Annotated in this window: 23 protein-coding genes; 19 read left to right on the top strand and 4 right to left on the bottom strand. The window is 72.6% G+C overall.

Features of this window, described 5'->3' with window-relative positions; all coding sequences use genetic code 11:
• Window positions 1-16: 16 nt before the first annotated feature.
• Window positions 17-1,048 carry a helix-turn-helix transcriptional regulator gene (locus tag ACFZDI_RS21790; RefSeq protein WP_234848937.1) on the bottom strand — a complete coding sequence of 344 codons (1,032 nt, stop codon included), beginning with the start codon at window positions 1,046-1,048 and terminating at the stop codon, window positions 17-19.
• Window positions 1,049-1,352: 304 nt separating this feature from the next.
• On the opposite strand from ACFZDI_RS21790, the gene ACFZDI_RS21785 reads away from it, so the two are divergent.
• A complete protein-coding gene (locus ACFZDI_RS21785; protein ID WP_030846386.1) occupies window positions 1,353-1,688 on the top strand; it encodes a hypothetical protein in 336 nt (111 codons plus the stop codon).
• 167 nt (window positions 1,689-1,855) lie between these two features.
• On the opposite strand, the gene ACFZDI_RS21780 is transcribed toward ACFZDI_RS21785, so the two are convergent.
• The gene (locus ACFZDI_RS21780) at window positions 1,856-2,272 is read right to left on the bottom strand and encodes a TIGR03618 family F420-dependent PPOX class oxidoreductase (RefSeq protein ID WP_308287482.1); all 417 of its coding nucleotides are present in this window, start codon (window positions 2,270-2,272) and stop codon (window positions 1,856-1,858) included.
• A gap of 101 nt (window positions 2,273-2,373) precedes the next feature.
• On the opposite strand from ACFZDI_RS21780, the gene clpB reads away from it, so the two are divergent.
• The gene (clpB, locus tag ACFZDI_RS21775) at window positions 2,374-4,971 is read left to right on the top strand and encodes an ATP-dependent chaperone ClpB (RefSeq protein ID WP_391252540.1); all 2,598 of its coding nucleotides are present in this window, start codon (window positions 2,374-2,376) and stop codon (window positions 4,969-4,971) included.
• 35 nt (window positions 4,972-5,006) lie between these two features.
• Here clpB and ACFZDI_RS21770 read toward each other — a convergent pair whose 3' ends face one another.
• Window positions 5,007-5,492 carry a hypothetical protein gene (locus tag ACFZDI_RS21770; protein ID WP_391252538.1) on the bottom strand — a complete coding sequence of 162 codons (486 nt, stop codon included), beginning with the start codon at window positions 5,490-5,492 and terminating at the stop codon, window positions 5,007-5,009.
• 165 nt (window positions 5,493-5,657) lie between these two features.
• Here ACFZDI_RS21770 and ACFZDI_RS21765 point away from each other — a divergent pair, with 165 nt between their 5' ends.
• Complete coding sequence (locus ACFZDI_RS21765) at window positions 5,658-6,185, top strand: YbjN domain-containing protein (RefSeq protein WP_234848941.1); 528 nt, start codon at window positions 5,658-5,660, stop codon at window positions 6,183-6,185.
• 345 nt (window positions 6,186-6,530) lie between these two features.
• Here the strand turns inward: ACFZDI_RS21765 and ACFZDI_RS21760 are convergent, their stop codons facing one another.
• Window positions 6,531-7,733: a pyridoxal phosphate-dependent aminotransferase gene (locus tag ACFZDI_RS21760; protein WP_391252536.1), complete on the bottom strand. Its 1,203-nt coding sequence runs from the start codon at window positions 7,731-7,733 to the stop codon at window positions 6,531-6,533.
• A 128-nt stretch (window positions 7,734-7,861) separates the two neighbouring features.
• Here ACFZDI_RS21760 and ACFZDI_RS21755 point away from each other — a divergent pair, with 128 nt between their 5' ends.
• The 16 genes from ACFZDI_RS21755 (at window position 7,862) to ACFZDI_RS21680 (ending at window position 24,934) form a co-directional block, all read left to right on the top strand.
• Window positions 7,862-8,149, top strand: coding sequence for a hypothetical protein (locus ACFZDI_RS21755; protein ID WP_391252534.1), 288 nt, complete (start codon window positions 7,862-7,864; stop codon window positions 8,147-8,149).
• A 583-nt stretch (window positions 8,150-8,732) separates the two neighbouring features.
• On the top strand, window positions 8,733-9,341 hold the full coding sequence (locus tag ACFZDI_RS21750; protein ID WP_234848944.1) for a DUF2617 family protein: 609 nt from the start codon (window positions 8,733-8,735) through the stop codon (window positions 9,339-9,341).
• A 58-nt stretch (window positions 9,342-9,399) separates the two neighbouring features.
• A complete protein-coding gene (locus tag ACFZDI_RS21745; protein WP_234848945.1) occupies window positions 9,400-11,055 on the top strand; it encodes a polyamine aminopropyltransferase in 1,656 nt (551 codons plus the stop codon).
• A gap of 246 nt (window positions 11,056-11,301) precedes the next feature.
• Window positions 11,302-12,303 (top strand): SRPBCC family protein, encoded by a 1,002-nt coding sequence (locus tag ACFZDI_RS21740; RefSeq protein ID WP_391252531.1) that lies wholly within the window; start codon window positions 11,302-11,304, stop codon window positions 12,301-12,303.
• Window positions 12,304-12,609: 306 nt separating this feature from the next.
• Complete coding sequence (locus ACFZDI_RS21735; RefSeq protein ID WP_234849503.1) at window positions 12,610-13,398, top strand: aldose 1-epimerase; 789 nt, start codon at window positions 12,610-12,612, stop codon at window positions 13,396-13,398.
• Between the two features lie 10 nt (window positions 13,399-13,408).
• Window positions 13,409-13,957, top strand: a complete 549-nt coding sequence (pyrE, locus tag ACFZDI_RS21730; RefSeq protein ID WP_234849504.1) for an orotate phosphoribosyltransferase — start codon at window positions 13,409-13,411, stop codon at window positions 13,955-13,957.
• Window positions 13,958-14,105: 148 nt separating this feature from the next.
• Window positions 14,106-15,128, top strand: coding sequence for a class II fructose-bisphosphate aldolase (fbaA, locus tag ACFZDI_RS21725; protein WP_361112999.1), 1,023 nt, complete (start codon window positions 14,106-14,108; stop codon window positions 15,126-15,128).
• Window positions 15,129-15,233: 105 nt separating this feature from the next.
• Window positions 15,234-16,700 carry an MFS transporter gene (locus ACFZDI_RS21720; protein WP_234849506.1) on the top strand — a complete coding sequence of 489 codons (1,467 nt, stop codon included), beginning with the start codon at window positions 15,234-15,236 and terminating at the stop codon, window positions 16,698-16,700.
• Window positions 16,701-16,731: 31 nt separating this feature from the next.
• Window positions 16,732-17,145: a DUF3151 domain-containing protein gene (locus ACFZDI_RS21715; RefSeq protein WP_190198187.1), complete on the top strand. Its 414-nt coding sequence runs from the start codon at window positions 16,732-16,734 to the stop codon at window positions 17,143-17,145.
• 150 nt (window positions 17,146-17,295) lie between these two features.
• Window positions 17,296-18,126 carry a tryptophan 2,3-dioxygenase family protein gene (locus ACFZDI_RS21710; protein WP_234849507.1) on the top strand — a complete coding sequence of 277 codons (831 nt, stop codon included), beginning with the start codon at window positions 17,296-17,298 and terminating at the stop codon, window positions 18,124-18,126.
• Window positions 18,119-19,330 carry a kynureninase gene (gene kynU / locus ACFZDI_RS21705; protein ID WP_391252527.1) on the top strand — a complete coding sequence of 404 codons (1,212 nt, stop codon included), beginning with the start codon at window positions 18,119-18,121 and terminating at the stop codon, window positions 19,328-19,330. The genes ACFZDI_RS21710 and kynU overlap by 8 nt, the downstream gene beginning before the upstream one ends.
• A gap of 175 nt (window positions 19,331-19,505) precedes the next feature.
• Window positions 19,506-20,369 carry an alpha/beta hydrolase fold domain-containing protein gene (locus ACFZDI_RS21700; RefSeq protein ID WP_391252525.1) on the top strand — a complete coding sequence of 288 codons (864 nt, stop codon included), beginning with the start codon at window positions 19,506-19,508 and terminating at the stop codon, window positions 20,367-20,369.
• 208 nt (window positions 20,370-20,577) lie between these two features.
• The gene (locus ACFZDI_RS21695; protein WP_391252523.1) at window positions 20,578-21,576 is read left to right on the top strand and encodes an alpha/beta hydrolase; all 999 of its coding nucleotides are present in this window, start codon (window positions 20,578-20,580) and stop codon (window positions 21,574-21,576) included.
• Complete coding sequence (locus ACFZDI_RS21690; RefSeq protein ID WP_391252521.1) at window positions 21,569-22,885, top strand: acyltransferase family protein; 1,317 nt, start codon at window positions 21,569-21,571, stop codon at window positions 22,883-22,885. Before ACFZDI_RS21695 ends, ACFZDI_RS21690 begins: the two co-directional genes overlap by 8 nt.
• Window positions 22,878-24,254, top strand: coding sequence for a histidine kinase (locus ACFZDI_RS21685; RefSeq protein ID WP_391252519.1), 1,377 nt, complete (start codon window positions 22,878-22,880; stop codon window positions 24,252-24,254). The genes ACFZDI_RS21690 and ACFZDI_RS21685 overlap by 8 nt, the downstream gene beginning before the upstream one ends.
• Window positions 24,251-24,934 (top strand): response regulator transcription factor, encoded by a 684-nt coding sequence (locus ACFZDI_RS21680; RefSeq protein ID WP_361113018.1) that lies wholly within the window; start codon window positions 24,251-24,253, stop codon window positions 24,932-24,934. The genes ACFZDI_RS21685 and ACFZDI_RS21680 overlap by 4 nt, the downstream gene beginning before the upstream one ends.
• Window positions 24,935-24,938 lie beyond the last annotated feature (4 nt).

Below are 24,938 nucleotides of genomic sequence, written 5' to 3'. Positions count from 1 at the left end.
GCGTGTGGCACCGACGTCACCCGGGACTTCCTCCCGTTCCGTCGTCCTGTTTCAGCATCCCGGACCGCGCGATGAGGTAACCCAGTTGTGCCCGGCTGCCGCTGCCCAGGGCCGACGCCAGCTTGGCGATGTGGGCCCGGCAGGTGCGGACGTTCATGCCGAGGCGGCGGGCGATGGCCTCGTCCACGTGGCCCTCCACCAGGAGCTTGGCTATGGAGTGCTGGATCTCGGTGATGCCGTCGGACGCCACCTCATAGGGCGCGCCGGTGCTCATCGGGACCGCGCGGTCCCACAGGTACTCGAAAACCTTGATCAGGTAGCGGACGAGTCCGGGATGACGCAGCTCCAGGGCGACCTGCTGGTCTTCGCGCGCAGGGATGAACGCTACGGTCTCGTCGCAGATGATCAAGCGCTCGACCAGTTCGTCGATGGTGCGGTACTCGACTTTTCCTTCGGACAGGCGGGCGACGTACGCCAGCTTCTCCGGGTTGTAACGGGCGGTGTGCTGGTACAGGCTCCGGACCTTGACCCCGCGGTCGATGAGGGGCTTGTCCCGCTCCAGGCTTCGCAGCAGGCTCCGTTCGGAGACACGGTCACTGGGCTGCACCGTGAGCAGCTCCGTCCGGCACTGCGTGGTGGCCAGGTTGAGCGCGGCGTTGATGCGCTCGCCGCCCTCCAGCACGGTGATGGAGTCGCTGGTGGTCGTCGATTGCAGGCCCATGGCCAGGAACGGCTCGAAGGTGTCCGCGAGTTGCACGGACAGGCGCCTGCGCTCGGTTATCTCCCGCTCGAGGGGATGCAGATGCTGCGCCAGTGCCAGCGCCGGCGGCACGGGGCGCAACCAGTCCTGATCGTCGGGATCGGGGTGGAGCAACGCGAGTTCGATGAGGCAGGGAGCGGACTCCGCTTCGGTGCGCGCGACCCGTCCAGCCCGAAGAGCTGTGGTATAGAGGCGACTTCCTGCCTCGCACAGCTCGGTAATCGGGTGGGTATGCGCACCCTTGGTCCGATTAGAGCCCAAATCTCCACCCCCCAGGGTCCTGAACATGCAGGAACATGATGCATCGATTGTGTGGCCATGACGTGCCCGAATGAGCCATCGTCGTACTCGACGGGGGAAAAGGGGACCTTCAAGTGAGGACGAAGCCGACTATGCGTAACAAAATGCTTCGCTCGGTGCTTGTCGCCGCCTTCTCCGCTGTTGTAGCCCTCGGTGCACTGAGTGGCTTCTCCGATGAGGGGCGCGAGGCCCGGGCGAACACGCAGTGGCCGGCAGCAGCTGTGAGCGTCGCAGCAGCTACTGACAACACCCAGTGGCCGAGCCCCGGAGTCGACGGGGCGGGGAGCTGACCGTGACCACTCCACCCGACGACCGCTCCTTCCGCCGTGAAATGGCCACCGCCTACCGCTCCGGCTGGCACTTCATCGACCTGGTCACCGCCATCCCCCACAGTGGTGACTCGCTGATGGTGACGGTCTTCGGCGAACCGGTGGTCGTCACGCGGGACGACGACGAGGACGTACGGGCTTACCGGTGTCTGCGGCGGCCTCGGGGGGCGCCGCAGCCTGTACGGTGCGCCGTACGGTACGGAATGATCTTTGTGAACCTGGATCAACGGGACCACCAGCAGGTGGAGGCCGACTCCCCTGCCCCGAGGACCATCTCTGCCACCCCCCGCAGTGCCTGACGCGATTCCCCCGTCGTAAAAGATCGCTCAGGTGCTTCCCCCCGCAGCGGCGTCACCGTGACCTGAACACGGTGACGCCGCTGCAGTTTTCGGGGGGTATTTCGGGTATCGACGCAGTCCCGCAGTGGCTGGATCCGGTCGATCACCGGTGTGGATGTTCACTTCCCTCAACCCCGCCCCATCGCCCGCGTCAGATGGATCTCGATCACCACCCGTGAGGGATTGGGCGACGGGGTCCTGCCGTAGCGCTCCGCGTACCGCCGCTCCGCCTCGGCCACCCGCTCCCGCTCCTCGTGGACGAAGGCCCGGCCCTCCAGCGTCGCCCAGCGGCGCCCCTCCAGCTGGCAGACGGCGACGGCCGCCCCCTGCTCCCCGGCGGCCCGCACGTACCGCACCTTCGCGCTGCCCCGGTTGGTGATCACCCGAGCCAGACGGGCCTCGGGATCGTATGTGACCCCGACGGGTACCAGGTGCGGAGTGCCGTCCGGGCGGGGAGTCGTCAGGGTGCACAGGTGCCGCTCCCGCCAGAAGCCGAGAAATGACGGGTCCGGAGCGCCGGGGTCCATGGAGTACTTGGTCGCCATGCCCGGAACTTAGCCCCCGAGCCTCCACGAACCGTCCTTGAGTGCACTAGACTCAACTTTGTGCAAGCCGTTCGGGTCAGTGCAAGGAGGAGAACGCGAACGTGGACGCCGAGCTGACCAACCGGAGCCGGGACGCGATCAACGCTGCCAGCAACCGGGCCGTGACCGAGGGACACCCCGACCTCACCCCTGCCCACCTGCTGCTCGCGCTGCTCCAGGGACAGGACAACGAGAACATCACCGACCTGCTCGCCGCGGTCGACGCCGACCAGGCCGCCGTGCGCGCCGGAGCCGAGCGCGTGCTCGCCGGGCTGCCGAGCGTGACCGGGTCGACCGTCGCGCCGCCCCAGCCCAACCGCGAGATGCTGGCCGTCGTCGCCGACGCGCAGGCCCGCGCCAAGGACCTGGGCGACGAGTACCTCTCCACCGAGCACCTCCTCATCGCCCTGGCCGCGAAGGGCGGCGCGGCCGGCGAGGTGCTGTCCCAGCAGGGGGCCGACGCCAAGAAGCTGCAGGCCGCCTTCCAGAAGACACGAGGACAGCGCCGCGTGACCACCGCCGACCCCGAGGGCCAGTACAAGGCCCTGGAGAAGTTCGGGACCGACTTCACCGCCGCCGCGCGCGAGGGCAGGCTGGACCCCGTCATCGGCCGCGACCAGGAGATCCGGCGGGTCGTACAGGTGCTGTCCCGGCGGACCAAGAACAACCCCGTCCTCATCGGCGAGCCCGGCGTCGGCAAGACCGCCGTCGTCGAGGGTCTCGCCCAGCGGATCGTCAAGGGCGACGTGCCCGAGTCGCTGAAGGACAAGCGGCTCGTCGCACTCGATCTGGGCGCGATGGTCGCGGGCGCGAAGTACCGGGGTGAGTTCGAGGAGCGGCTGAAGACCGTCCTCGCCGAGATCAAGGACTCCGACGGGCAGATCATCACCTTCATCGACGAGCTGCACACCGTCGTCGGGGCCGGTGCGGGCGGCGACTCCGCCATGGACGCCGGAAACATGCTGAAGCCCATGCTGGCCCGCGGCGAGCTGCGCATGGTCGGTGCCACGACCCTCGACGAGTACCGCGAGCGGATCGAGAAGGACCCCGCCCTGGAGCGGCGCTTCCAGCAGGTGCTGGTCGCCGAGCCGACCGTCGAGGATTCGATCGCCATCCTGCGCGGGCTCAAGGGCCGTTACGAGGCCCACCACAAGGTCCAGATCGCCGACAGCGCGCTGGTCGCCGCCGCGTCGCTCTCCGACCGGTACATCACCTCCCGCTTCCTGCCCGACAAGGCCATCGACCTCGTCGACGAGGCCGCCTCCCGGCTCCGCATGGAGATCGACTCCTCGCCCGTCGAGATCGACGAACTCCAGCGCGCCGTGGACCGGCTGAAGATGGAGGAGCTGGCGATCGGCAAGGAGACCGACGCCGCCTCCCGCGAGCGCCTGGAGAAGCTGCGCCGCGACCTCGCCGACAAGGAGGAGGAGCTGCGCGGCCTCACCGCCCGCTGGGAGAAGGAGAAGCAGTCCCTCAACCGCGTCGGTGAGCTGAAGGAACGCCTCGACGAGGTGCGCGGTCAGGCCGAACGCGCCCAGCGCGACGGCGACTTCGACACTGCCTCCAAGCTCCTCTACGGCGAGATCCCGGCTCTGGAGAAGGAGTTGGAGGCCGCCTCCGAGGCCGAGGAGGAGGTCGCCAAGGACACCATGGTCAAGGAGGAGGTCGGCGCCGACGACATCGCCGACGTCGTCGCCTCCTGGACCGGCATCCCGGCCGGGCGGCTGATGGAGGGCGAGACGCAGAAGCTGCTGCGCATGGAGGACGAGCTGGGCAAGCGGCTCATCGGCCAGACCGAGGCCGTGCGCGCGGTGTCCGACGCCGTACGCCGCAGCCGCGCCGGCATCGCCGACCCCGACCGGCCCACCGGCTCCTTCCTCTTCCTGGGCCCCACGGGCGTGGGCAAGACCGAGCTGGCCAAGGCGCTCGCCGACTTCCTCTTCGACGACGAGCGGGCGATGGTCCGCATCGACATGTCGGAGTACAGCGAGAAGCACAGCGTGGCCCGGCTGGTCGGCGCCCCGCCCGGTTACGTCGGCTACGAGGAGGGCGGCCAGCTCACCGAGGCCGTACGCCGCCGCCCGTACTCCGTCGTCCTGCTGGACGAGGTGGAGAAGGCGCACCCGGAGGTCTTCGACATCCTGCTCCAGGTGCTCGACGACGGGCGCCTGACGGACGGCCAGGGCCGCACGGTCGACTTCCGCAACACCATCCTGGTGCTGACGTCGAACCTCGGCAGCCAGTTCCTGGTCGACCCGCTGACCAGCGAGGCGGAGAAGAAGGAGCAGGTGCTGGAGGTGGTGCGCAGCTCCTTCAAGCCGGAGTTCCTCAACCGCCTGGACGACCTGGTCGTCTTCTCCGCGCTGACCAAGCCCGAGCTGGAGCGCATCGCCAAACTCCAGCTGGACCGCCTGGCCAAGCGCCTCGCCGAGCGGCGGCTCAGCCTCGACATCACCCCCGAGGCCCTGGCCTGGCTCGCGGAGGAGGGCCTGGACCCGGCGTACGGCGCGCGTCCGCTGCGGCGGCTCGTGCAGTCGGCGATCGGCGACCGGCTCGCCAAGGAGATCCTCTCCGGGGAGATCAAGGACGGCGACACGGTCCGGGTGGACCGCTTCGAGGACGGGCTCCTGGTGGGCCCGGCCACGGGCAAGACGCTGTAGGACCGTCCCCGGTCACACGGCAGGACCGTCCCCGGTCACATCGTGAACGCCGAGAAGCGCACCCGCGCCGTCTCGGCGTTCTCGTACTCCACCCTCACCTGCACCACGTGCGCCTCCGCCGTTCCCGGGAGGCCGTCCTCGTGGGTCACGTCGAGGCAGAGCGCCCCGCAGACACCGCCGCCCGTGCGGGGCTCCGGAGCGTCCGGGTACGTCTCGCGCAGCCAGGCGCGCACGTCCTCGCGGGGCATCCGCAGCACCGCCGAGTACGAGGTGTCGATGCCCCGCTGCACGGTGCAGTCGTGCGCGCGGGCGTGCGCGGGACGCTCGGCGGCGCCGAAGGCCAGGGCCTCGGTGCAGGGGACCGTCGCCGCCGCCCCCGCCCGGCCGTCGTCGCCGGTGCCGTCGTCCGACCAGGCCCACAGGAACAGGCCGATGATCAGGACGCCGAGCACCACCACCGGCAGCGCCAGGAACGGCAGGACGATCCCCCACCGGGTACGACCTCTGTCCGCAGCCTGCATGTGCACAGCCCCCTCCGTCGGCTGCTCAGGAGGACGGTTCCGGGTACTCGGAGGTTGCAGTTGACCGGATCGTGTCAGCCCTGGGCTGACAGGCCCTGTCGGGGCTTGCCACCCCCCTCCCCGCATGGGGGAGGATGGCGGAATCCGTACGAAGGGAAATTCACGGTGACCATCGACCCGTCCTCGATTCCGAACTTCGGGGGCCAGCCCGAGCCGCAGCCCGGCGGCCCGGCCGGCCCCGTCGTCCCGGATCAGGACCTCGTGAAGCAGCTCCTCGACCAGATGGAGCTCAAGTACGTCGTCGACGACGAGGGTGACCTCGCGGCGCCGTGGGAGCAGTTCCGCACCTACTTCATGTTCCGGGGAGAGGGAGACCAGCAGGTCTTCTCCGTGCGGACGTTCTACGACCGGCCTCACGAGATCGAGGCCAAGCCGCAGATCCTGGAGTCGATCGACGACTGGAACCGCCGGACCCTGTGGCCGAAGGTGTACAGCCACACCCACGACGACGGCACGGTCCGCCTGATCGGCGAGGCCCAGATGCTGATCGGCATGGGCGTCAGCCTGGAGCACTTCGTCTCCTCGACGGTCAGCTGGGTGCGCGCGGCGATCGAGTTCGACAAGTGGCTCGTCGAGCAGCTCGGCCTGGAGCAGGAGATCGACGAGGCGGAGAAGCCCGAGGACGACGAGTAGGCCCCCACCGAGGCCTCCACGGCGCGTCGGCGCGTACGAACGGGTACGCGCTGCACGCGCCGTCTGCTTTTTCGGGTGCCCGGCCACCCCCACAGCGGCATCGCCGGGCCCTTGTCCCCGAAAGGCGGGTCGACCACTGACCTCCTCAAGGAACTGGGAACAGAACTATTCATCCCCCACCCTCCCCGCGCCGGGAGGCGGGCGTCACCCGTGCGAGTGACCAGCTTGCAGGGGCAGGACACGGACCGCTCTCACGAGCACTCAGGGAACTCGAATCGGCCGGATGCCTGGAACGCCGCCGCGAGTGCACGCCCGGCGGGCGCCCGGACCTTCATGCCTCGGGCCTCAGCGCGACCGGAGCGCGGCCTCGAGCCTCTTCGCCGCCTCCTCCAGCACCCCCGTCCGCTTGCAGAACGCGAACCGTACGAACGGGGCGCCCTCCTCGCGGTGGTCGTAGAAGACCGCGTTGGGGATGGCGACGACGCCGGCGCGTTCCGGCAGGGAGCGGCAGAAGGCGAAGCCGTCCGGTTCGCCGAGGGGGCGGATGTCGGTCGTGATGAAGTAGGTGCCCGAGGGGCGGAAGACGCGGAATCCGGCCTCCTCCAGGCCCGCCGCCAGCAGGTTCCGCTTGGCCAGCATGTCGGCGCGGAAGTCCGTGAAGTACGACTCGGGCAGCGAGAGGGCCTCGGCGACCGCGTACTGGAACGGGCCCGCCGAGACGTACGTCAGGTACTGCTTCGCCGAGCGCACCGCCGTGACCAGCTCCGGGGCCCCTGTGATCCAGCCGACCTTCCAACCGGTGAACGAGAATGTCTTGCCGCTGCTGGAGATGGTGACCGTGCGCTCGCGCATCCCCGGGAACGCCGCCAGCGGCACGTGCTCGGCGTCGTCGAAGACCAAGTGCTCGTACACCTCGTCCGTCACCACCAGCAGGTCGCGCTCCACCGCCAGCTCGGCGATCGCGGCGAGCTCCTCGCGGGTGAGGACCGTGCCGGTCGGGTTGTGCGGGGTGTTGATCAGCAGCAGCCGGGTCCGGTCGGTGACGGCGTCGCGCAGCTCGTCCAGGTCGAGACGGAAACGGCCCTCCTCGACGTCCGCGCGCAGCGTGACCGGCACCCGGCGGCCGCCCGCCATCGCGATGCACGCGGCGTAGGAGTCGTAGTACGGCTCGAAGGCGATCACCTCGTCGCCGGGCTCCACCAGGGCCAGCAGGGCGGCGGCGATGGCCTCGGTGGCACCGGCGGTGACCAGGACCTCCGTGTCGGGGTCGTAGGACAGTCCGTAGCGGCGCTGCTGGTGGGCGGTGATCGCGGCGCGCAGCTCGGGCACGCCGGGGCCGGGCGGGTACTGGTTGCCGAGGCCGTCCCGCAGGGCCCGTACGGCGGCCTCCCGGATCTCCTCGGGGCCGTCGGTGTCGGGGAAGCCCTGCCCGAGGTTGATGGCGCCGGTGCTCAGGGCCAGGGCCGACATCTCGGCGAAGATCGTCGTCCCGAACTCGGCGAGCCGGCGGTTCAGGAGGGGGCGCGCGCTGGAGGTCATGCCGGCCATCCTCCGCCGAAGCTCTGGAGTTCCTCAACTCTGTGTTGGGCCGGGAGCGGGGAGGGCATCACCGCCTCACGCAAGAGCGAGGCGCCCACGGGGGGCCGCTTCGGGGGAAAAGGAAGGAGGGTGACGCCATGATCGTCGGCATCATCCTGGCGGTGGTCGGAGTCGTCCTGATCGGGGCGCTGGTCTCCAAGGCCCGTAGGGGCGGTACCCGGCGGACGGCGCGTCGCGGGGCGTGGGCGTCCTCCGGTTCGAGCGGCAGCAGCAGCCACAACAGCTGGTGGGCGGGCGGGGGAGACTCCGGCTCGTCCGACAGCGGCGGCGGACACCACGGGGGGCACTCCTGCGGCGGCAGCTCGTCCTGCGGCGGCGGGTCCTCCTGCGGGGGCGGCGGTGGCTGCGGCGGCGGGGGCAGCTGACCGACACCGGCGTCCTCACGCGGGGCGGCTGCCCCTGCCGAACGCGGGGTCCGCACCTGGGCGGGCCCCGCGTCGTCGTGTGGTTCGCGCCCGGGGTCGGCCCGCGTTGTCGTACTCGGCGCCCGGAGCCCTGACAGGCGATGCGTCGAATATCCGTCGGGCCACTTCGCGTGGCCGGCGGTGGCGTCCCCTGTCTGTAGGACAACTTCCGTCGCGCGGGGACCGCTTCCGTAACTGTGCGGGAGAGATGGTCATTTGCGAGTTTCGTCGGTAACGCCGCCGCCTCCTCCGCCCCGGCTGCGGGTGCGAAGCACGGCGCACCGGCGCACGCCTCCCCGGCAGCGGCGCACGCCGTAGTTGAACAGTTGAGCTGTGGAGCCCTCTGAGGGATGGAAACCCTCTGAACTTGGGTAAAAACGCTATTGCGGTACCACCGTTCATGATTCCCTCTAAGTCACCGAGGCAGCCCCGCGGACACCCTTCCCGAACCGGCCGACCGGGCTGACCCGGGCCGACATCCCCCGGTGCCACCGGGGCGCAGCGGACCCCTCTCACTCTCTTTGTGTGCTTGCGGAGCCGATCCATGCTCACGACCCTGAACACCTCCTACACCGACACCCGCGCGGCCGATCTCGCGTGGGCCCTGGGACGCGAGCCGCTTCCCGCACTGGCCACGCTCGACCTCGAACTGGCGGGCACCAAACTGCAGTTGCGGCTTCTCGGTGCGTCCCACCAGGTCCTCCTGGAGGAGGAGCGGGGCATCTGCTCGGAGACGGTGGCGTGCATCGCGGGCAGCAGCACCCCGCTTCCGCTCGGCGTCGCCAAGCGGGTGGACGACTGGGAGTACGAGTTCGCGGCCCGCGTCGAGGTCCTCTCGCCCGGCTCCTTCGCGGGCCGCGCCCAGGAGCTGCTGGCCCTCGTCTCCGACCATCCGCACGGCCTCGTCGGCGTCTTCCCCGGCAGTCCGTACGCCTTCACGGCCCTGCTCGCCCAGCACCACGAGGGCCAGATGCACTGGCGGACGTGGCACGCCTATCCGCAGGACGGGCAGTTGGTGGCGACCCGCACGAGGGTCGGCGTGCGCGTGCGGCGGCGGTCCTCCTCAACCGACCCCCGGCGAAAGGCCGTCGGTCCCGCCCCGCAGAGCCGCACGGGCCGAAACCCATCGCGTACCGATGCCCGCCCCCGGTAAACCAGCACCACACGTGTGGGTGACGAACCGCAGTCGAGACGTGACGTAACGTCGCAGCGTGATCGAGCCGCACGCGCCCGCCCCGCCAGGTGGCCCGCCGCCCTGGAGCGCCCCGGGCGGCCCCGCCGGCCCGGCGCGACTGCCCGTACGGCCCGGCACCGGGCGCTTCCTGGTCCTCGCGGGCGTGTTCGTCTGCGCGGCCTGCGGACTCGTGTACGAGCTGGAACTCGTCGCACTGGCCTCGTACTTGATGGGCGACTCCGTCACCCAGGCGTCCGTCGTGCTGTCCGTCATGGTCTTCGCGATGGGCATCGGCTCCCTCGCCGCGAAGCGGCTGCGCCCGCTCGCCGCGGCCGGCTTCGGTGCCGTCGAGGCCCTCCTCGCGCTCGTCGGCGGGTGCAGCGCGATGGCCCTGTACGCGGTGTTCGCCTGGACCGGTGACTGGGGCGGCATGTGGGCCAACGGGCCGCGCTGCCTGCTGGTCTCCTTCTCCCTGGCCACGGGGCTGCTCATCGGCGCCGAAGTGCCGCTGCTGATGGAGCTGATCCAGCGCATCCGCCGCCAGGACGCGGGCGGCGCGGTGGCCGACCTGTCCGCCGCCGACTACGTGGGCGCCCTCGTCGGCGGCCTCGCCTTTCCCTTCCTTCTGCTGCCGTTCCTCGGGCAGTTGACCGGCGCGCTGCTCACCGGCGCGGTCAACGCGGTCGTCGGCGGCGCGCTGGTGCTCGGCCTGTTCCGCCGGGACCTGAGCCGGCGCGCCCGCTGGCTGCTGCTGGTCGGCAACGCCCTCGTCCTCGCCGTCCTCGCCTCGGCCGCCGTCCTCGTCGACGACTTCGAACGGGCCGCGCGGCAGGCGGTGTACGGGGAGGACGTCCGGGTGGCGCTGCGGACCGCAGTGCAGGAGGTCGTCCTCACCGGAGGCACCCGCGGGCGGCCCCTCGACCTGTTCCTCGACGGCCGGCTGCGGGTCAGCGGGCGCGACGAACCGCGCTACCACGAGGCCCTCGTCCACCCCGCGATGAGCGGGCCGCACGCGCGCGTGCTGATCCTCGGCGGCGGGGACGGCCTGGCCGTCCGAGAGGTGCTGCGCCACCGCGCGGTGGACCGGATCGACGTCGTCGAACTCGACGCGGAGGTGGTCCGCCTGGCCCGCACCGACCCGGCCCTGTCCGCCCTCAACCGGCACGCCTTCGGCGACCCGCGCGTGCACGTGACGACCGACGACGCGTTCGGCTGGCTGCGCGGAGCGGACCCGGCGGCGTACGACGTCGTCGTCTCGGACCTGCCCGACCCCGAGATGACGGCGAGCACGAAGCTGTACTCGCAGGAGTTCTACGGCCTGGCGCGGCGCGTACTGGCTCCCGGCGGCCGGCTCGTGGTGCACGCCGGGCCGGTCGCGTCCGGCCCCCGCGTGTACTGGACGGTCGAGGCGACCCTGCGCGCGGCCGGTCTGCGTACCGCCCCCTACGGCACGGGCGGCCGCCATCCCGGCTTCGCCGACCGGCCGGACCGCACCCCCGCCGACCGCTCCCGGGCGCCCCGCGACTGGGGTTTCGTCCTGGCCGCGCGCACCGAGCCGAGGCTGCGGCTGGACCCGGACGGGCCACGGCCCCGGGCCCTCACGCAGGCGGCCCTGGCCGCGGGGGAACGGGCGGCGCGCGGCACGCGCATCGAGGGACTGCCGGCGTCGACGCTGGTGCATCCGCGCTACTGACGGGTGCACCTGCGGTGCCGGCGGGTGTATCCGCGCTCCTGGCGGGTGGACCTGCGTCGCCGGCTGGTGCGTCCGCGCTCCTGGCGGGTGGACCTGCGGTGCCGGCTGGTGCGTCCGGTCGCTGACCGGTGCTCCCGCGTCACCGGGAGGGGGAGGGCCGGGAGGATACGCCTGGTGGGGGTGGATCGGGGGTGAATCCCTCGGGCGGGGGTGCGTTTCGGGCTGTGCTGGGTAGAGTCCGTCGACATGGAGCACGAGGTGTTCGTTCCGGTTCCGGCCGAGCGGCTGAGGGAGGTGCTGGACGACCCCGCGCGGGTCGCCCGGGCCGTTCCGGGGCTCCAACAGGACGCCGGCGCCGAGCCCGTCACCGGGCGGCTGAAGATCCGCGTCGGCACTCACTCCGTCACCTACCGGGGTGCCGTACGGGTGTTCCGGCGTGACGACGCGTACGCCGTCGAGGGCGAGGCCGAGGAGTCGCGCGGCAGCGGCTCGGTCAGGATCGCCCTGCGGATCGCCCTGCGCGAGGCGGAGGACGGCTGCACCGTCGCGTACGAGGGCACGGCCGCGGCGGACGGACGGATCAAGGACTTCCCGGCGGACGCGGTGGAGGGGGCGGTCACCCGGCTGCTGAACCGTTTCGCGGAGCACCTGGCCGCGGCGGCGCCCGAACGCACCACACCCCTCGCCCCGCAGGACCTCGCACCGCGCGCGACGACGGACCACGAGACGACGCCCGACGCGGACGACGAGGCGCCACCGCCCCCGCCCGCGCCCGCGACGGACGGCAAGGAAGGTGCGGCCGAGGGCCGGCGAGACACGGCAGGGGGCATGGGAGACACGGCCGAGGGCAAGGAGGGCGCGGCGGAGGACAAGGGGAGGGCGGCCGAGGACAAGGGAGGTGCGGCCGACGAGAAGGCCCCCTCCGACCCCGGTCTCACCGAGGAGCCCCCGGCCCCCGAACGCCCCTCCGCCTTCGGCGCCGACACCCCGCTCTCCCCGCCCGGACCGGTGGACGGCGAGGATGACACGGACGACGAGGACATCGCCGAGGCGGCGCACGCGCGGCGGACCATGATCGGACGCAGTGCCGAGGAGGTGGACCACGCCCCGCCGCGCGGCCGGTACGCCCCCGTGCCCGCGCCGCAGACCGTGACGGCCCCGGCCCCGCTGCGCTGGGCGGCCCCCGCCGCGGCCCTGGCCCTGGCATCGGCCATCGTGGCGGTCCGGGCCCTGCGCCGACGCCGCTGATCCACGCGGCGGCCGGCCGGCACCGCCCGTGCGCGGGCGCATCCCGGCCCGGGCCCCGGCAGACGGTGCTGCACGCGGTGGCCCGGCGGCACTGCCCGTGCGCGGGCGCATCCCGGCTCGGGCTCCGGCAGACACTGCTGCACGCGGCCCGGCGGCACCGCCCGTGCGCGGGCGCATCCCGGCCCGGGTCCCGGCAGACGTTGCTGCATGCGGTGGCCCGACCGCACCGCCCCCGGCCCTGGCACATCCGGTCGAAGTGACCCGTCGCCGGTGAGGCCCTCTTGATCGTCGCAGTAGGGTCGTCCCGTGAGTGACCGAGACATCACGCTGACCGCGGGTGACGCGGAGGTGACCGTGCAGCCGGGCAACGGCGGCCGGGTCGGAGGACTGCGGATCGGCGGCGTCGAACTGCTGCGCCAGGGCGAGCGCTTCGGCTGCTTCCCGATGGTGCCCTGGTGCGGCCGGATCCGGGACGGTCGGTTCCTGGACGGCGCCGAGGTGCGGCAGCTGCCGCTGAACGCCCCGCCGCACGCCATCCACGGCACCGTCCGCGACCACGCCTGGCGCACCGCCCGCACGCGCACGGACGAGGCCGTCCTCACGTGCGAGCTCGTCGACCCCTGGCCCCACCCGGGCCTCGTCACCCAGATCATCGCCCTCACCGAGGACGCGCTGACGCTGACCATGTCCGTCGAGACGTACGAGTCGTCCTTCCCGGCGCAGATCGGCTGGCACCCCTGGTTCAACCGGAACCTCGGCGGCGAGGACGTCACCCTCGACTTCGACCCGGCCTGGCAGGAGGAGCGCGGCGCGGATCACCTGCCCACCGGAAACCGCCTCGACCCCAAGCCCGGCCCCTGGGACGACTGCTTCGGCATGCCCGGCGGCGTCGAGGCGACCCTGACCTGGCCCGGGCAGCTGGAGCTGAAGGTGACCAGCCGCGAGGAGTGGGTCGTCGTCTACGACGAGCAGCGGGAGGCCGTGTGCGTGGAGCCGCAGACCGGCCCGCCCAACGGGCTCAACACCCTGCCGCGCCTGGTCACGCCCCTGGAGCCGCTGGAGGCCACCACGACCTGGAGCTGGCGCCGCCTCTAAGCTGGGCGGCATGACGGACACACGCGGCGCGCTGCTGCAGCAGATCAAGGACAAGGCCGTGGTGCACGGCAAGGTGACCCTGTCGTCGGGTCTGGAAGCCGACTACTACGTCGACCTCCGGCGCATCACGCTCGACGGCGAGGCGGCGCCCCTGGTCGGGCAGGTGCTGCTCGATCTGACCGCTGACCTGGAGTTCGACGCGGTGGGCGGGCTCACCATGGGCGCCGACCCGGTCGCCGCCGCCATGCTGCACGCGGCCGCCGCGCGCGGGAAGCGCCTGGACGCCTTCGTCGTGCGCAAGGCCGCCAAGGCGCACGGCCTGCAGCGGCGCGTCGAGGGCCCGGACATCGCGGGCCGCCGCGTGCTGGTCGTCGAGGACACCTCCACCACCGGGGGCTCCCCGCTCACCGCGGTCGAGGCCGTGCGCGAGGCCGGGGCCGAGGTCGTCGCCGTCGCGACCATCGTCGACCGCGCGACCGGCGCCGCCGAGAAGATCCAGGAGGGCGCCGGGGTGCCCTACCTCCACGCCTTCTCCAAGGACGAGCTGGGCCTCGACTGACCGAGGACTGACCAGGGCGTGGACGGTGGCCTGGACCTTCCGGCCAAGTCTGGAAAGATGGGGCCGACGATGACGTCGCACCCCAAGGTCTAGGTCAGGGCCGTTAGACACAGCAGTACGTCAACCCGCAGATACAAGGAGCGGACGCATGCCCATCGCAACTCCCGAGGTCTACAACGAGATGCTGGACCGGGCGAAGGCAGGAAAGTTCGCCTACCCGGCCATCAACGTGACCTCCACCCAGACCCTGCACGCGGCCCTGCGCGGTTTCGCTGAGGCGGAGAGCGACGGCATCGTCCAGATCTCCACGGGTGGCGCCGAGTTCCTGGGCGGTCAGTACAACAAGGACATGGTCACCGGCGCCGTCGCCCTGGCCGAGTTCGCGCACATCGTCGCCGAGAAGTACCCGGTGAACATCGCGCTGCACACCGACCACTGCCCCAAGGACAAGCTCGACGGGTACGTACGTCCCCTCCTGGCGCTGTCCCAGAAGCGCGTCGAGGCCGGTCTGAACCCGCTGTTCCAGTCGCACATGTGGGACGGCTCGGCCGAGACCCTCGCCGACAACCTCGCCATCGCGCAGGAGCTGCTGGAGCAGGCCCGCGCCGCGAAGATCATCCTCGAGGTGGAGATCACCCCGACCGGTGGCGAGGAGGACGGCGTCTCCCACGAGATCAACGACTCCCTCTACACCACGGTCGACGACGCGATCCGCACCGCCGAGGCCCTCGGCCTGGGCGAGAAGGGCCGCTACCTGCTCGCCGCGTCGTTCGGCAACGTGCACGGCGTGTACAAGCCGGGCAACGTCGTCCTGCGCCCCGAGCTGCTGAAGGAGCTGAACGAGGGCGTCGCGGCCAAGTTCGGCAAGGCCTCCCCGTTCGACTTCGTCTTCCACGGCGGCTCCGGCTCCACGGAGGAGGAGATCCGCACCGCGCTGGAGAACGGCGTCGTGAAGATGAACATCGACACGGACACCCAGTACGCGTTCACGCGTCCGGTCGCGGACCACATGTTCCGCAACTACGACGGCGTGCTGAAGGTCGACGGCGAGGTCGGCAACAAGAAGACCTACGACCCGCGCACCTGGGGCAAGCTGGCCGAGGCCTCCATGGCCGCGCGTGTCGTCGAGGCCTGCGGCAACCTGCGCTCGACCGGCACGAAGATCAAGTAAGTCCGGCGCGCACCGGTTCGAGCCCGTTCGCATCGGCTCGCATCCGGTCGCTCGCGTGGAGCCCGGCACCTCCTGAGGTGCCGGGCTCTTCCGTATGCTCCCTGCATGCCCGATGTCCGGTTGGCCTCACCGCAGGGCAAGTGGGTCCTGCTCACCACCGTCCTCGGCTCCAGCATGGCGATGCTGGACTCGACCGTCGTCAACGTCGCCCTGCCGCGCATCGGCCGCGACCTCGACGCGAACCTGTCCGCCCTGCAGTGGACGGTCAACGCCTACATGGTCACGCTGGCCGGGCTGATCCTGCTCGGCGGGGCGCTCGGGGACCGGTTCGGCCGGCGCAAGGTGTTCGTCGTCGGCGTGGCGTGGTTCGCGGCGGCGTCGCTGCTGTGCGGGATCGCGCCGAACGCGGGCGTGCTGATCGCCGCGCGGGCGCTTCAGGGGGTCGGCGGCGCGCTCCTGACCCCTGGATCACTGGCGCTGATCCAGGCCTCCTTCCACCCCGACGACCGGGGGCGGGCGGTGGGTCTGTGGTCCGGTTTCGGCGGGATCGGGGCGGCGGTCGGGCCGTTCGTCGGCGGCTGGCTGGTGGACGGGCCGGGCTGGCGGTGGGTGTTCCTGCTGAACGTGCCGCTGGCGCTGGTGTGTGTGCCGGTGGCGCTGCGGCACGTCCCCGAGTCGGGGGACGGTTCGGCCCACGGGCGGTTCGACGTGCTCGGGGCGGTGCTGGGGGCGCTGGCGCTCGCACTGGTGACGTACGCGCTGATCGAGGCCGGTGAGGGCGGCTGGGCGGTGGCGGTCTCGGCGGTGGCCGGGCTGGCCGCGGCCGTCGCGTTCGTGGTCGTCGAGCGGCGCCGGCCCGATCCGATGATGCCGCCGGACATCTTCGCGTCCCGGCAGTTCACGGCCGTCAACCTCGTCACGCTGTGCGTGTACGCGGCCCTCGGCGGGTTCTTCTTCCTCGCCGCGCTCCAGCTCCAGGTGGTCGTGGGCTACTCGGCCCTCGCCGCCGGTACGGCCCTGCTGCCGACGACCGTGCTGATGCTGCTGCTGTCCGCGCGCTCCGGGGAGCTGGCCGACCGCATCGGGCCGCGGATCCCGCTGACGGTGGGGCCGCTGCTGTGCGCGGCCGGGATGCTGCTGATGCTGCGGGTCGGGCCGGGGGCGTCCTACCTCGCCGATGTGCTGCCCGCGCTGGTCGTGCTCGGCCTGGGCCTGGTCACGCTGGTGGCACCGCTGACGGCGACGGTGCTGGGCTCGGTGAGTGTGGTGCGGGCCGGGCTGGCGAGCGGCATCAACAACGCGGCGGCCCGGGCGGCGGGTCTGGTGGCGGTGGCGGCGCTGCCGCTGCTGGTGGGCATGGGGGAGGAGGCGTACCGGGAGCCGGCCGCCTTCGACACGGCGTTCGGGAAGGCGATGGGGTGGTGTGCCGGGGCGATGGTGCTGGGGGCGGTGATCGCGGCCGCGGTGGTGCGCAGGCCGCCGCCGGACTGCAAGCGGCCGGAATGCCTGCGGCACGGCGGTGTCATGGCGCCGCCGCTGGAGGGGGAGCCGGTGCGGAAGCGGTTGGGGTAGCGGGACCCTCGCCATGCCGCAGACTTGAGGCATGTCCATTCACGAGAACCTTCTCGGGGGTCCGCCCCCGACCCACCTCCCCGACGACCCGGGGCCGCGGGAGATGCTCGCGGCGGGCGCCGCGTCCGTCGAGGTCGCCGGTGCGCACCCCACCTCCTCCCTCGCCTGGGCGCAGCTCGCCGACGAGGCGTTCGAGCGGGGCGCGGCCGTGGAGTCCTACGCGTACGCCCGCACGGGCTACCACCGCGGTCTGGACGCGCTGCGCCGCAACGGCTGGAAGGGCCACGGCCCGGTGCCGTGGGAGCACGAGCCGAACCGCGGCTTCCTGCGCGCCCTGCACGCCCTCGCCCGCGCCGCACAGGCGATCGGCGAGCAGGAGGAGTACGAGCGCTGCTCCCAGTTCCTGAAGGACTCCTCGCCGACGGCGGCGCAGGTCCTGGGCTGACACACGGTCCGTGCACGCGAGGCCCGTCCCCGAAAGGCGGGCCTTGCGGTTTCGGGGGACGATTGCGCAAGATGCCCTCGGGGACCGGGGCCCCCGTGTCGGATTCGGCAGGGGCGGACCGCTACCCGGAGTTATACGCAGGAGACAGCGATGTCCCACGAGGCTCACGAGCCCGAGACCCCGCATCTCGACTTCCACGGCACGACGCCGTACGAGGACTACGTCAAGGCGGACGTACTCACCCACCTCCAGCACACCCTCTCCGACGACCCCGGAGAGATGGTCTTCCTGGTGACGACCCAGGTGATGGAGCTGTGGTTCACCGTCATCGTCCACGAGTGGGAGACGGCGGCAGGCGCGCTCAGGGGCGACGACATCCCCACCGCCATCGCCGCGCTCAAGAGGTCCGTGCGCGAACTGGAGGCGCTCAACCACTCCTGGAAGCCGCTGGCCCAACTCACGCCGGCCCAGTTCAACTCGTACCGCAGCGCCCTCGGTGAGGGCTCGGGCTTCCAGTCGGCGATGTACCGGCGCATGGAGTTCCTGCTCGGCGACAAGTCCGCGTCGATGCTCGTCCCGCACCGGGGCGCACCGCGTGTGCACGCCGAGCTGGAGAAGGCGCTGCACGAGCCGAGCCTGTACGACGAGGTCGTGCGGCTGCTGGCGCGGCGCGGGCACGACATCCCGGAGGCCGTGCTGCGGCGTGACGTCTCGCGGCGCTACGAGCCGTCGCCGCAGGTGGAGGCGGCCTGGACGGCCGTCTACTCGGGTGACGAGAGCGACGACGTCGCCCGGCTGGGCGAGGCGCTGAGCGATGTCGCCGAGCTGGTGTGGCGCTGGCGCAACGACCACCTGGTCGCCACCCGCCGCGCGATGGGCGCCAAGACCGGCACGGGCGGCTCCGCGGGCGTGGCCTGGCTGGAGAAGCGTGCGCAGAAGAACGTGTTCCCCGAGCTGTGGACGGCGCGGTCCTATGTCTGACCTGGCCATCGTCGCGGAGAAGCTGGACGCCGTCGATGAACTGGCGGGCCGGCGCGCCGAGTTCGTGCTCGACACTGCGTCTGATCGTGCGGCTGGCGCCGCGGGCGTCTACCTCGACGGCAACTCCCTGGGCGCGCTGCCCGCCGTGGTCCCCGGCCGGGTCGAGGACGTCGTACGCCGCCAGTGGGGCGAGCTACGCATCCGGTCCTGGGAGGAGAGCGGCTGGTGGACGGCGCCCGAGCGGATCGGTGACCGGATCGCCCCACTGGTCGGGGCGGCGCCCGGGCAGGTCGTCGTGGGCGACTCCACCAGCGTCAACGTGTTCAAGGCGCTGGTGGGCGCGGTCCGGATGGCCGGGGAGGGCCGGGACGAGATCCTCGTCGACGCGACGACCTTCCCCACCGACGGCTACATCGCCGAGTCCGCCGCCCGTATGACCGGCCGCACGCTGCGGCCCGTGGCCCCGGCGGACGTGCCGGGCGCGCTGGGCGAGCGCACCGCGGCCGTGCTCCTCAACCACGTCGACTACCGCACCGGCCGGCTGCACGACCTGCCGGGGCTGACCGCCGCCGTGCACGAGGCGGGCGCGGTCGCCGTGTGGGACCTGTGCCACAGCGCGGGCGCGCTGCCGGTCGGGCTGGACGAACACGGCGTGGACCTCGCGGTCGGCTGCACCTACAAGTACCTGAACGGCGGGCCGGGTTCACCGGCGTACCTGTACGTGCGGCGGGAGCTGCAGGACCGTTTCGACTCGCCGCTGCCCGGCTGGAACTCGCACGCCGAGCCGTTCGGCATGCGCACCGGCTACGAACCGGCTCCCGGCGCCCTGCGCGGCCGGGTCGGCACGCCCGACATCCTCTCCATGCTCGCCCTGGAGGCGGCCCTGGAGGTCTGGGACGGGGTGTCGGTCGAGGCGGTGCGGGCCAAGTCCCTGGCGCTGACGGACTTCTTCCTGGAGTGCGTGGCGGCGTACGTGCCCGCGGGCCGGGTGGAGTGCGTGACGCCGGTGGCGCACGAGGAGCGGGGCAGCCAGATCGCGCTGCGCTGCGACGACGCCGGTGACGTGATGAAACGGCTCATCGAGCGGGGTGTGGTCGGTGACTTCCGGGCGCCGGACGTGCTGCGTTTCGGCTTCACCCCGCTGTACGTCGGGTTCGCCGACGTGGAGCGGGCGGCCCGGGTGCTGGCGCGGACTCTGGGCTGAGCGGCGGCGGGCCGGGACGGCCCTTCGGTGTCCCGGCCCGCGGCGGCCCGCGGCGTTCCTCACCGAGCGTGACATCTGCATGTCCGCGCATGTCACGCGCCTGGTACCGTCCCGGCCAACGGCCGACCCCCTCAACCGGTCTGCCCCGTACGGTTCATCGCTGGAGGGCTGGAGCATGACGGACGACGTCGCAGCAGCACGGGCCGCTGCCGAGGAGAAGTCGGCCTTCTCCCACGCGCCCGTCGACCCCGACGCCACCGTGGCCTACGGCGACCACCCCGACCAGGTGATCGACTTCTTCGCGCCGCGCCGGGCGGGCGGCGCCGGGCCGGCCCCGGTCGTCGTCGCGCTGCACGGCGGTGCCTGGCGGGCGCCGTACGACCGGCGTCACCTGAGCCCCTTCGCGGACGTCCTCGCCCGCCGCGGGTTCGCCGTGGCCAGCGTCGAGTACCGGCGCGGCGGCGACGGCGACGCGGTGGCGGGCCGCTGGCCGGACACCTTCGACGACGTCGCCGCGGCGCTGGACGCCCTCCCGGCGCTGGTACGTCAGACGCTGCCGCAGGCCGACCCGCGCCGAACGGTCCTCACCGGTCACTCGGCGGGCGGGCATCTCGCGCTGTGGGGGGCCGCCCGGCACGTCCTGCCGGCCGGCTCGCCCTGGCGCTGCGGCGGCCCGGTGTCCCTGCGCGGTGTCGTCGCCCTCGCCCCGATCGCGGATCTGGCCGTCGCCGACAAGCTGGACGTGTGCGGCGGTGCCGCACGGCAACTGCTGGGCGGGGACGCGTACTTCGCCGAGCGGCAGCCGTACGCGGACCCGTCGCTGCTGCTGCCCACCGGCATCGCGACCACGCTCGTCCAGGGCCGTGCGGATCTGGACGTGCCGCAGGCGGTCGCCGAGTCGTACGCGGAGGCGGCGGCGAAGGCCGGAGAGATGGTGGGAGTGACACTGCTGGAGGACGTGGGGCACTTCCCGCTGATCGACCCGGCGGCGGACGCGTGCGCGGTCGTCGTGGAGGAGATCGCGCAACTGGCCTGGTGAGCGGTGCGTACCGCACGGCTTTCCGGCTGTGCGGCGGCACCCTCCGCCGGCCCATGGGACGGGCACCCGGCGCGGCCCGGGTCATACCCGTAGTACCTGAGAGCTACGCCGCAGATGAGTTCCCCGGCGGGACGCGGACGAGCCCCCGTGATCCGTAACTTCCCTTTCACGCAGACCCGATGGGCGGGTGCGCTGGAGGGGGACGACCATGGGGTCCGCGCCGCAGTACCACCATGACGGCGGCAGACGCCGCGCCGGCCGATGGCGCCGCGCCGCGCTCGCCGCCCTCGTCACGGGCGCGGTGGTGTTCCCCCTCTCCGCGGCGGTACGCCCGCAGACCCCCGCCCCGGCCCCCGCCTCCCTCGCGCCGCTGCGCGCGTCGACGCTCGACCGGGTCTACGCGGCCAACCGGGCCAACGCCGCCGAGGCCGCCCGTATGGCGGCGGCCCACCACGACCGGGACCGCGCGGCGACCGACCGTCAGCTGGCCTCGCCGGAAAGGCATGTGCTCCGCTTCGACGGTCGTGGCCCCGGCCTGGTGACGGAGGTCCTCGGCGACCTCGCCCGGGCCGACCGCATCGCCGTCCTGGTCCCCGGCTCCGACACGAGTCTCGACACCTACGGCCGGTTCCGCGCGACGGCCGTCGCCCTGCACCGGCAGCTGACCGGGCAGGCCCCGGCGGGCACCCGCACCGCCGTCGTGGCCTGGCTGGGCTACGAGACGCCGGGCACGGTCAGCACGACGGTCACCACGACCGGCAGGGCGGAGCAGGCGGCCCCGCGGCTCCGGGCACTCGTCGCCGACCTGCGGGCCGTGGCGGGCCCCGGGCCGCGTATCGCGCTGCTGTGCCACTCCTACGGCTCGGTCGTCTGCGGCCGCTCCGCCGCGGGGCTCGCCGTCGACGACATCGCGCTCGTCGGCAGCCCCGGCACCGGCGCGGACTCCGCCGCCGGGCTGCGCACCCGGGCCCGGGTCTGGGCGGCCCGGGGCGCCGACGACTGGGTGGAGCACGTGCCGCACGTGAGCGTGGACCTGTTCGGCACCACCGCCGGCTTCGGCACGGATCCCGTCTCCGCTGCCTTCGGCGCCCGGGTCTTCGCGGCCGGAGACGTCGGCCACAGCGAGTACTTCAGCCCCGGCTCGACCTCCCTGACCAACCTGGCCCGGATCGTCCTGGGCGAGACCGAGGCGGTGACCCATGACTGACATCGGCGTACGCGCCGTCCGGCGGGGAGTGCGTCAGGGCGCCGAGCGCATCGGGGCGGCCACCCCGCCCGGCCGGGACCGGGCCGTGGACGCCCTGCGGGCCGCCGCCGTCCTCGGTGTCGTCCTGGGGCACTGGCTCGTCACGGCCCTGGTGTCCGACGGCCGCACCCTGCGCACGGCGAGCCCGCTGCAGCACATGCCGTGGCTGACCCCCGTCTCCTGGATGCTTCAGACGCTCGCCGTGTTCTTCCTGGTCGGCGGCCATGTCGCCACCCGCGGCCATGCATCGGCCCGGGCGCGTGGCGTCCCGTATCACCGGTGGCTGACAGTCCGGCTGTCCCGGCTGTTCAAGCCGGTCACCGCCGTCCTCACCCTGTGGACGGTCGCCGCCGTGGCGCTGCTGCTGTCGGGCACCGAGTACGGCACGGTCCGGACCCTGGTGAAACTGGCCCTGTCCCCGATGTGGTTCCTCCTGGTGTTCGCCTGCCTGACCGCGGCGACCCCGCTGCTGGCCCGGCTCAATCCGCTGTGGCCGCTGGCGGTCGTGCTGCACGTGGACCTGCTGCGCTTCGGCCTCGGCGGCCCCTCCTGGCTGGGCTGGGTGAACGTGGTGGCGGCCTGGACGGTGCCGTACGCGCTGGGTGCGGCGTGGACCCGCGGCGAGCTGGAGGGGCGCCGCGCGGGCTGGACCCTGCTCGTCGGCGGTGCGGCGGTGACCGCGGTGCTCGTCGTGTGGGCGGGCTATCCGGCCTCCATGGTCGGTGTCCCGGGCCAGGGCCTGTCGAACCTGTATCCGCCGACCCTGGCCGTCGTCACGTTCGGCCTGGCCCAGTGCGGTGCCGCCCTGCTGCTGCGGGGGCGGCTGCGGCAGGCGATGCGCCGGCCCGTGGCGTGGGCGGCGGTGGCCCTCGTCAACCTGTCCGCGATGACGGTTTTCCTGTGGCACCAGACGGCCATGATGGCGACGACCGCCACCGGTCTCCTCGCGGGCAGACTGCCCGGCCTGCACACCCCGCCGGACGGTCTGCACTGGGTGGGGGCCCGGCTGCTGTGGCTGCCGGTGTTCGCCTCCGCCCTCGCCGTCTGCTGGGCCGCCTTCCGCCTCTTCGAACGGAGCGGCGCCGGGCGGAGCGGCATCGGGCGGTCCGGCGCCGGGCGGTCCGGCGCCGGGCGGTCCGGCGCCGGACGGGCCGGTGCGGGGCGGGCCGGTGCGGGGCGGGCCGGCGGCGGGCCGGAGCGCGGGTCGCGGGTGGTGCGGGCGCACCGTCCGTCCGGCCGGGACGCAGCGGCACGGGCGCGCCATGTCTAGGCTGAGCCGCGTGAGCGACACGGGGGTGGGCCGCGCGCTGCGAGCGCGCGTGACGGGCTGGCTGCGGGGCTTGCGCGAGGACCTGTGGACCGCCCGGGTCGATCCGCTGCCGCCCTCCACGTGGCTGCGCTGGCTGCCGCACGGACTGGTGTGTCTGGCCGCCTTCGGCGTCACGCTCGGCGGCGCGGGCGACATGAGCAACAACGGCCATCTTTCCCCCGGTCTGGCGCTCATGATCGCGGGCGGGCAGGGCTGCGCCGTGGTGCTGGGGCTGTGGCGGCCGGTACCGGCGTGGTGGCTGTCCCTGGGCCTGTTCCTGCTGGGCGCTGCCACGGTGCGCACCCGGCTGGGCTTCGACCCGGAGACCTACACCTGGCCCTGGACCGCCGCCGGGATCGTCGCCGAGCTGTTCGTGCTGCTGCTGCTCGCGCTGCGGGTGCCCACCCGCGCGGCGGTGGCGGCCCTGACGCTGACCTGGCTCGCCACGTACGGCTTCGAGAGCCTGTGGCCCTGGGGGTCCTACGACACCACCGGCGTACTCGCCATCTCCCTGTTCACCGTCGTCGTGATACTGGGCAGCGCCCTGCGCGGCCGCCGTGAGGCCCGCGCGCAGCTCGTCGAGCAGACCACCCTCACCGCCGAGGAACGCGCCCGGCGCACCCTGCTGGAGGAGCGCAGCCGCATCGCCCGGGAGCTGCACGACGTGGTCGCGCACCACATGTCGGTCATCTCCATCCAGGCGCAGGTCGCCCCGCACCTCGTCGACAACCCGCCCGAGGAGCTCCGGGAGAACCTCGCGGGCATCCGGCAGAACGCCCTGGAGGCCCTGACCGAACTGCGCCGCGTGCTGGGCGTGCTCCGCTCGGAGCACCCCGGGCCGGACGAGCCGTTCGCCGGCACGGGTGACGGGACCACACCGCACGCCCCGCAGCCCACGCTCGACCGGCTCGACGTGCTGGTGGAGAACACCCGGGCCGTCGGCCGCGAAGTCGTCACCGACATCAGGGGCGAGCGGCGCCCGCTGCCGCCCGGCGTGGAGCTGTCGGCGTACCGGATCGTGCAGGAGGCGCTGAGCAACGCCCTGCGGCACGCGCCCGGCGCGCGGATCACGGTCCGTCTCACCTACGAGCCGGACGGCCTGGAGGTGGAGGTCGTCAACGGCCGCCCCACCGGGCCGCCTCCGCCGTCGACGGGCGCGGGCCACGGACTGCTCGGCATGCGGGAGCGGGTCGCGATGCTCGGCGGCACGATGACGGCCCACCCGTGGCACTGGGACGGTTTCAAGGTCACCGCCTTCCTCCCGGACACCCCGCCCGCCGACACCCCGGGCACCGACCACCGAACCACCCCGCGGAGAGGGATCTCATGACGAGCGGCACCGGCGAACCCATCCGGGTTCTCATCGTCGACGACCAGGCCATGGTCCGGCAGGGCTTCACCGTGCTGCTCGGCGTCCAGCCGGACATAGAGGTCGTCGGCGACGCGAAGAGCGGTGAGGACGGTGTCGCCGCGGCCGCGGAACTCGTCCCGGACGTCGTCCTGATGGACATCCGCATGCCCGGCATCGGCGGCATCGAGGCCACCGCTCGTATCACCGCGGCCCACCCGGACATGCGGGTGCTGGTGCTGACCACCTTCGACCTCGACGAGTACGTGTACGACGCGCTGCGCGCCGGGGCCTCCGGGTTCCTGCTGAAGGACGCGTCGTCGGAGCAGCTCGCCGAGGCGGTCCGGGTGGTCGCGGCCGGGGAGGCGCTGCTCGCCCCGGTCATCACCCGCAAACTCATCGCCGAGTTCTCCCGGCTCGACGGCAAGCCCCGCGCCCCGCTGAAGGAACGCGTCGGCGATCTGACCGAGCGGGAGACGGAGGTGCTCTCGCTGATCGCGCAGGGCCTGTCGAACGCGGAGATCGCCCGGCACCTGTTCGTGGCCGAGCAGACGGTGAAGACCCACGTCGGCAGGATCCTGGTGAAGCTGGGCCTGAGGGACCGCACGCAGGCGGCGGTGTTCGCCTACGAGTCGGGTCTGGTGCGGCCGTCGGGCTACTGAGGGT

Origin of the sequence: Streptomyces sp. NPDC007907, from assembly GCF_042959365.1 — a bacterium.
Classification (GTDB): Bacteria; Actinomycetota; Actinomycetes; order Streptomycetales; family Streptomycetaceae; genus Streptomyces; species Streptomyces indiaensis.
This window is presented reverse-complemented; position numbering and strand designations above follow the sequence as displayed.

Excerpts from the sequence above, each read along its gene's own strand:
- pyrE (WP_234849504.1), top strand. The coding sequence starts at position 13,409 with ATGACGGACACACGCGGCGCGCTGCTGCAGCAGATCAAGGACAAGGCC.
- ACFZDI_RS21685 (WP_391252519.1), top strand. The coding sequence starts at position 22,878 with ATGTCTAGGCTGAGCCGCGTGAGCGACACGGGGGTGGGCCGCGCGCTG.
- ACFZDI_RS21695 (WP_391252523.1), top strand. The coding sequence starts at position 20,578 with ATGGGGTCCGCGCCGCAGTACCACCATGACGGCGGCAGACGCCGCGCC.
- ACFZDI_RS21680 (WP_361113018.1), top strand. The coding sequence starts at position 24,251 with ATGACGAGCGGCACCGGCGAACCCATCCGGGTTCTCATCGTCGACGAC.
- ACFZDI_RS21780 (WP_308287482.1), bottom strand. The coding sequence starts at position 2,272 with ATGGCGACCAAGTACTCCATGGACCCCGGCGCTCCGGACCCGTCATTT.
- ACFZDI_RS21690 (WP_391252521.1), top strand. The coding sequence starts at position 21,569 with ATGACTGACATCGGCGTACGCGCCGTCCGGCGGGGAGTGCGTCAGGGC.
- ACFZDI_RS21750 (WP_234848944.1), top strand. The coding sequence starts at position 8,733 with ATGCTCACGACCCTGAACACCTCCTACACCGACACCCGCGCGGCCGAT.
- ACFZDI_RS21700 (WP_391252525.1), top strand. The coding sequence starts at position 19,506 with ATGACGGACGACGTCGCAGCAGCACGGGCCGCTGCCGAGGAGAAGTCG.
- ACFZDI_RS21790 (WP_234848937.1), bottom strand. The coding sequence starts at position 1,048 with ATGTTCAGGACCCTGGGGGGTGGAGATTTGGGCTCTAATCGGACCAAG.
- fbaA (WP_361112999.1), top strand. The coding sequence starts at position 14,106 with ATGCCCATCGCAACTCCCGAGGTCTACAACGAGATGCTGGACCGGGCG.
- kynU (WP_391252527.1), top strand. The coding sequence starts at position 18,119 with ATGTCTGACCTGGCCATCGTCGCGGAGAAGCTGGACGCCGTCGATGAA.
- ACFZDI_RS21740 (WP_391252531.1), top strand. The coding sequence starts at position 11,302 with ATGGAGCACGAGGTGTTCGTTCCGGTTCCGGCCGAGCGGCTGAGGGAG.
- ACFZDI_RS21770 (WP_391252538.1), bottom strand. The coding sequence starts at position 5,492 with ATGCAGGCTGCGGACAGAGGTCGTACCCGGTGGGGGATCGTCCTGCCG.
- ACFZDI_RS21710 (WP_234849507.1), top strand. The coding sequence starts at position 17,296 with ATGTCCCACGAGGCTCACGAGCCCGAGACCCCGCATCTCGACTTCCAC.
- ACFZDI_RS21715 (WP_190198187.1), top strand. The coding sequence starts at position 16,732 with ATGTCCATTCACGAGAACCTTCTCGGGGGTCCGCCCCCGACCCACCTC.
- ACFZDI_RS21760 (WP_391252536.1), bottom strand. The coding sequence starts at position 7,733 with ATGGCCGGCATGACCTCCAGCGCGCGCCCCCTCCTGAACCGCCGGCTC.
- ACFZDI_RS21755 (WP_391252534.1), top strand. The coding sequence starts at position 7,862 with ATGATCGTCGGCATCATCCTGGCGGTGGTCGGAGTCGTCCTGATCGGG.
- ACFZDI_RS21720 (WP_234849506.1), top strand. The coding sequence starts at position 15,234 with ATGCCCGATGTCCGGTTGGCCTCACCGCAGGGCAAGTGGGTCCTGCTC.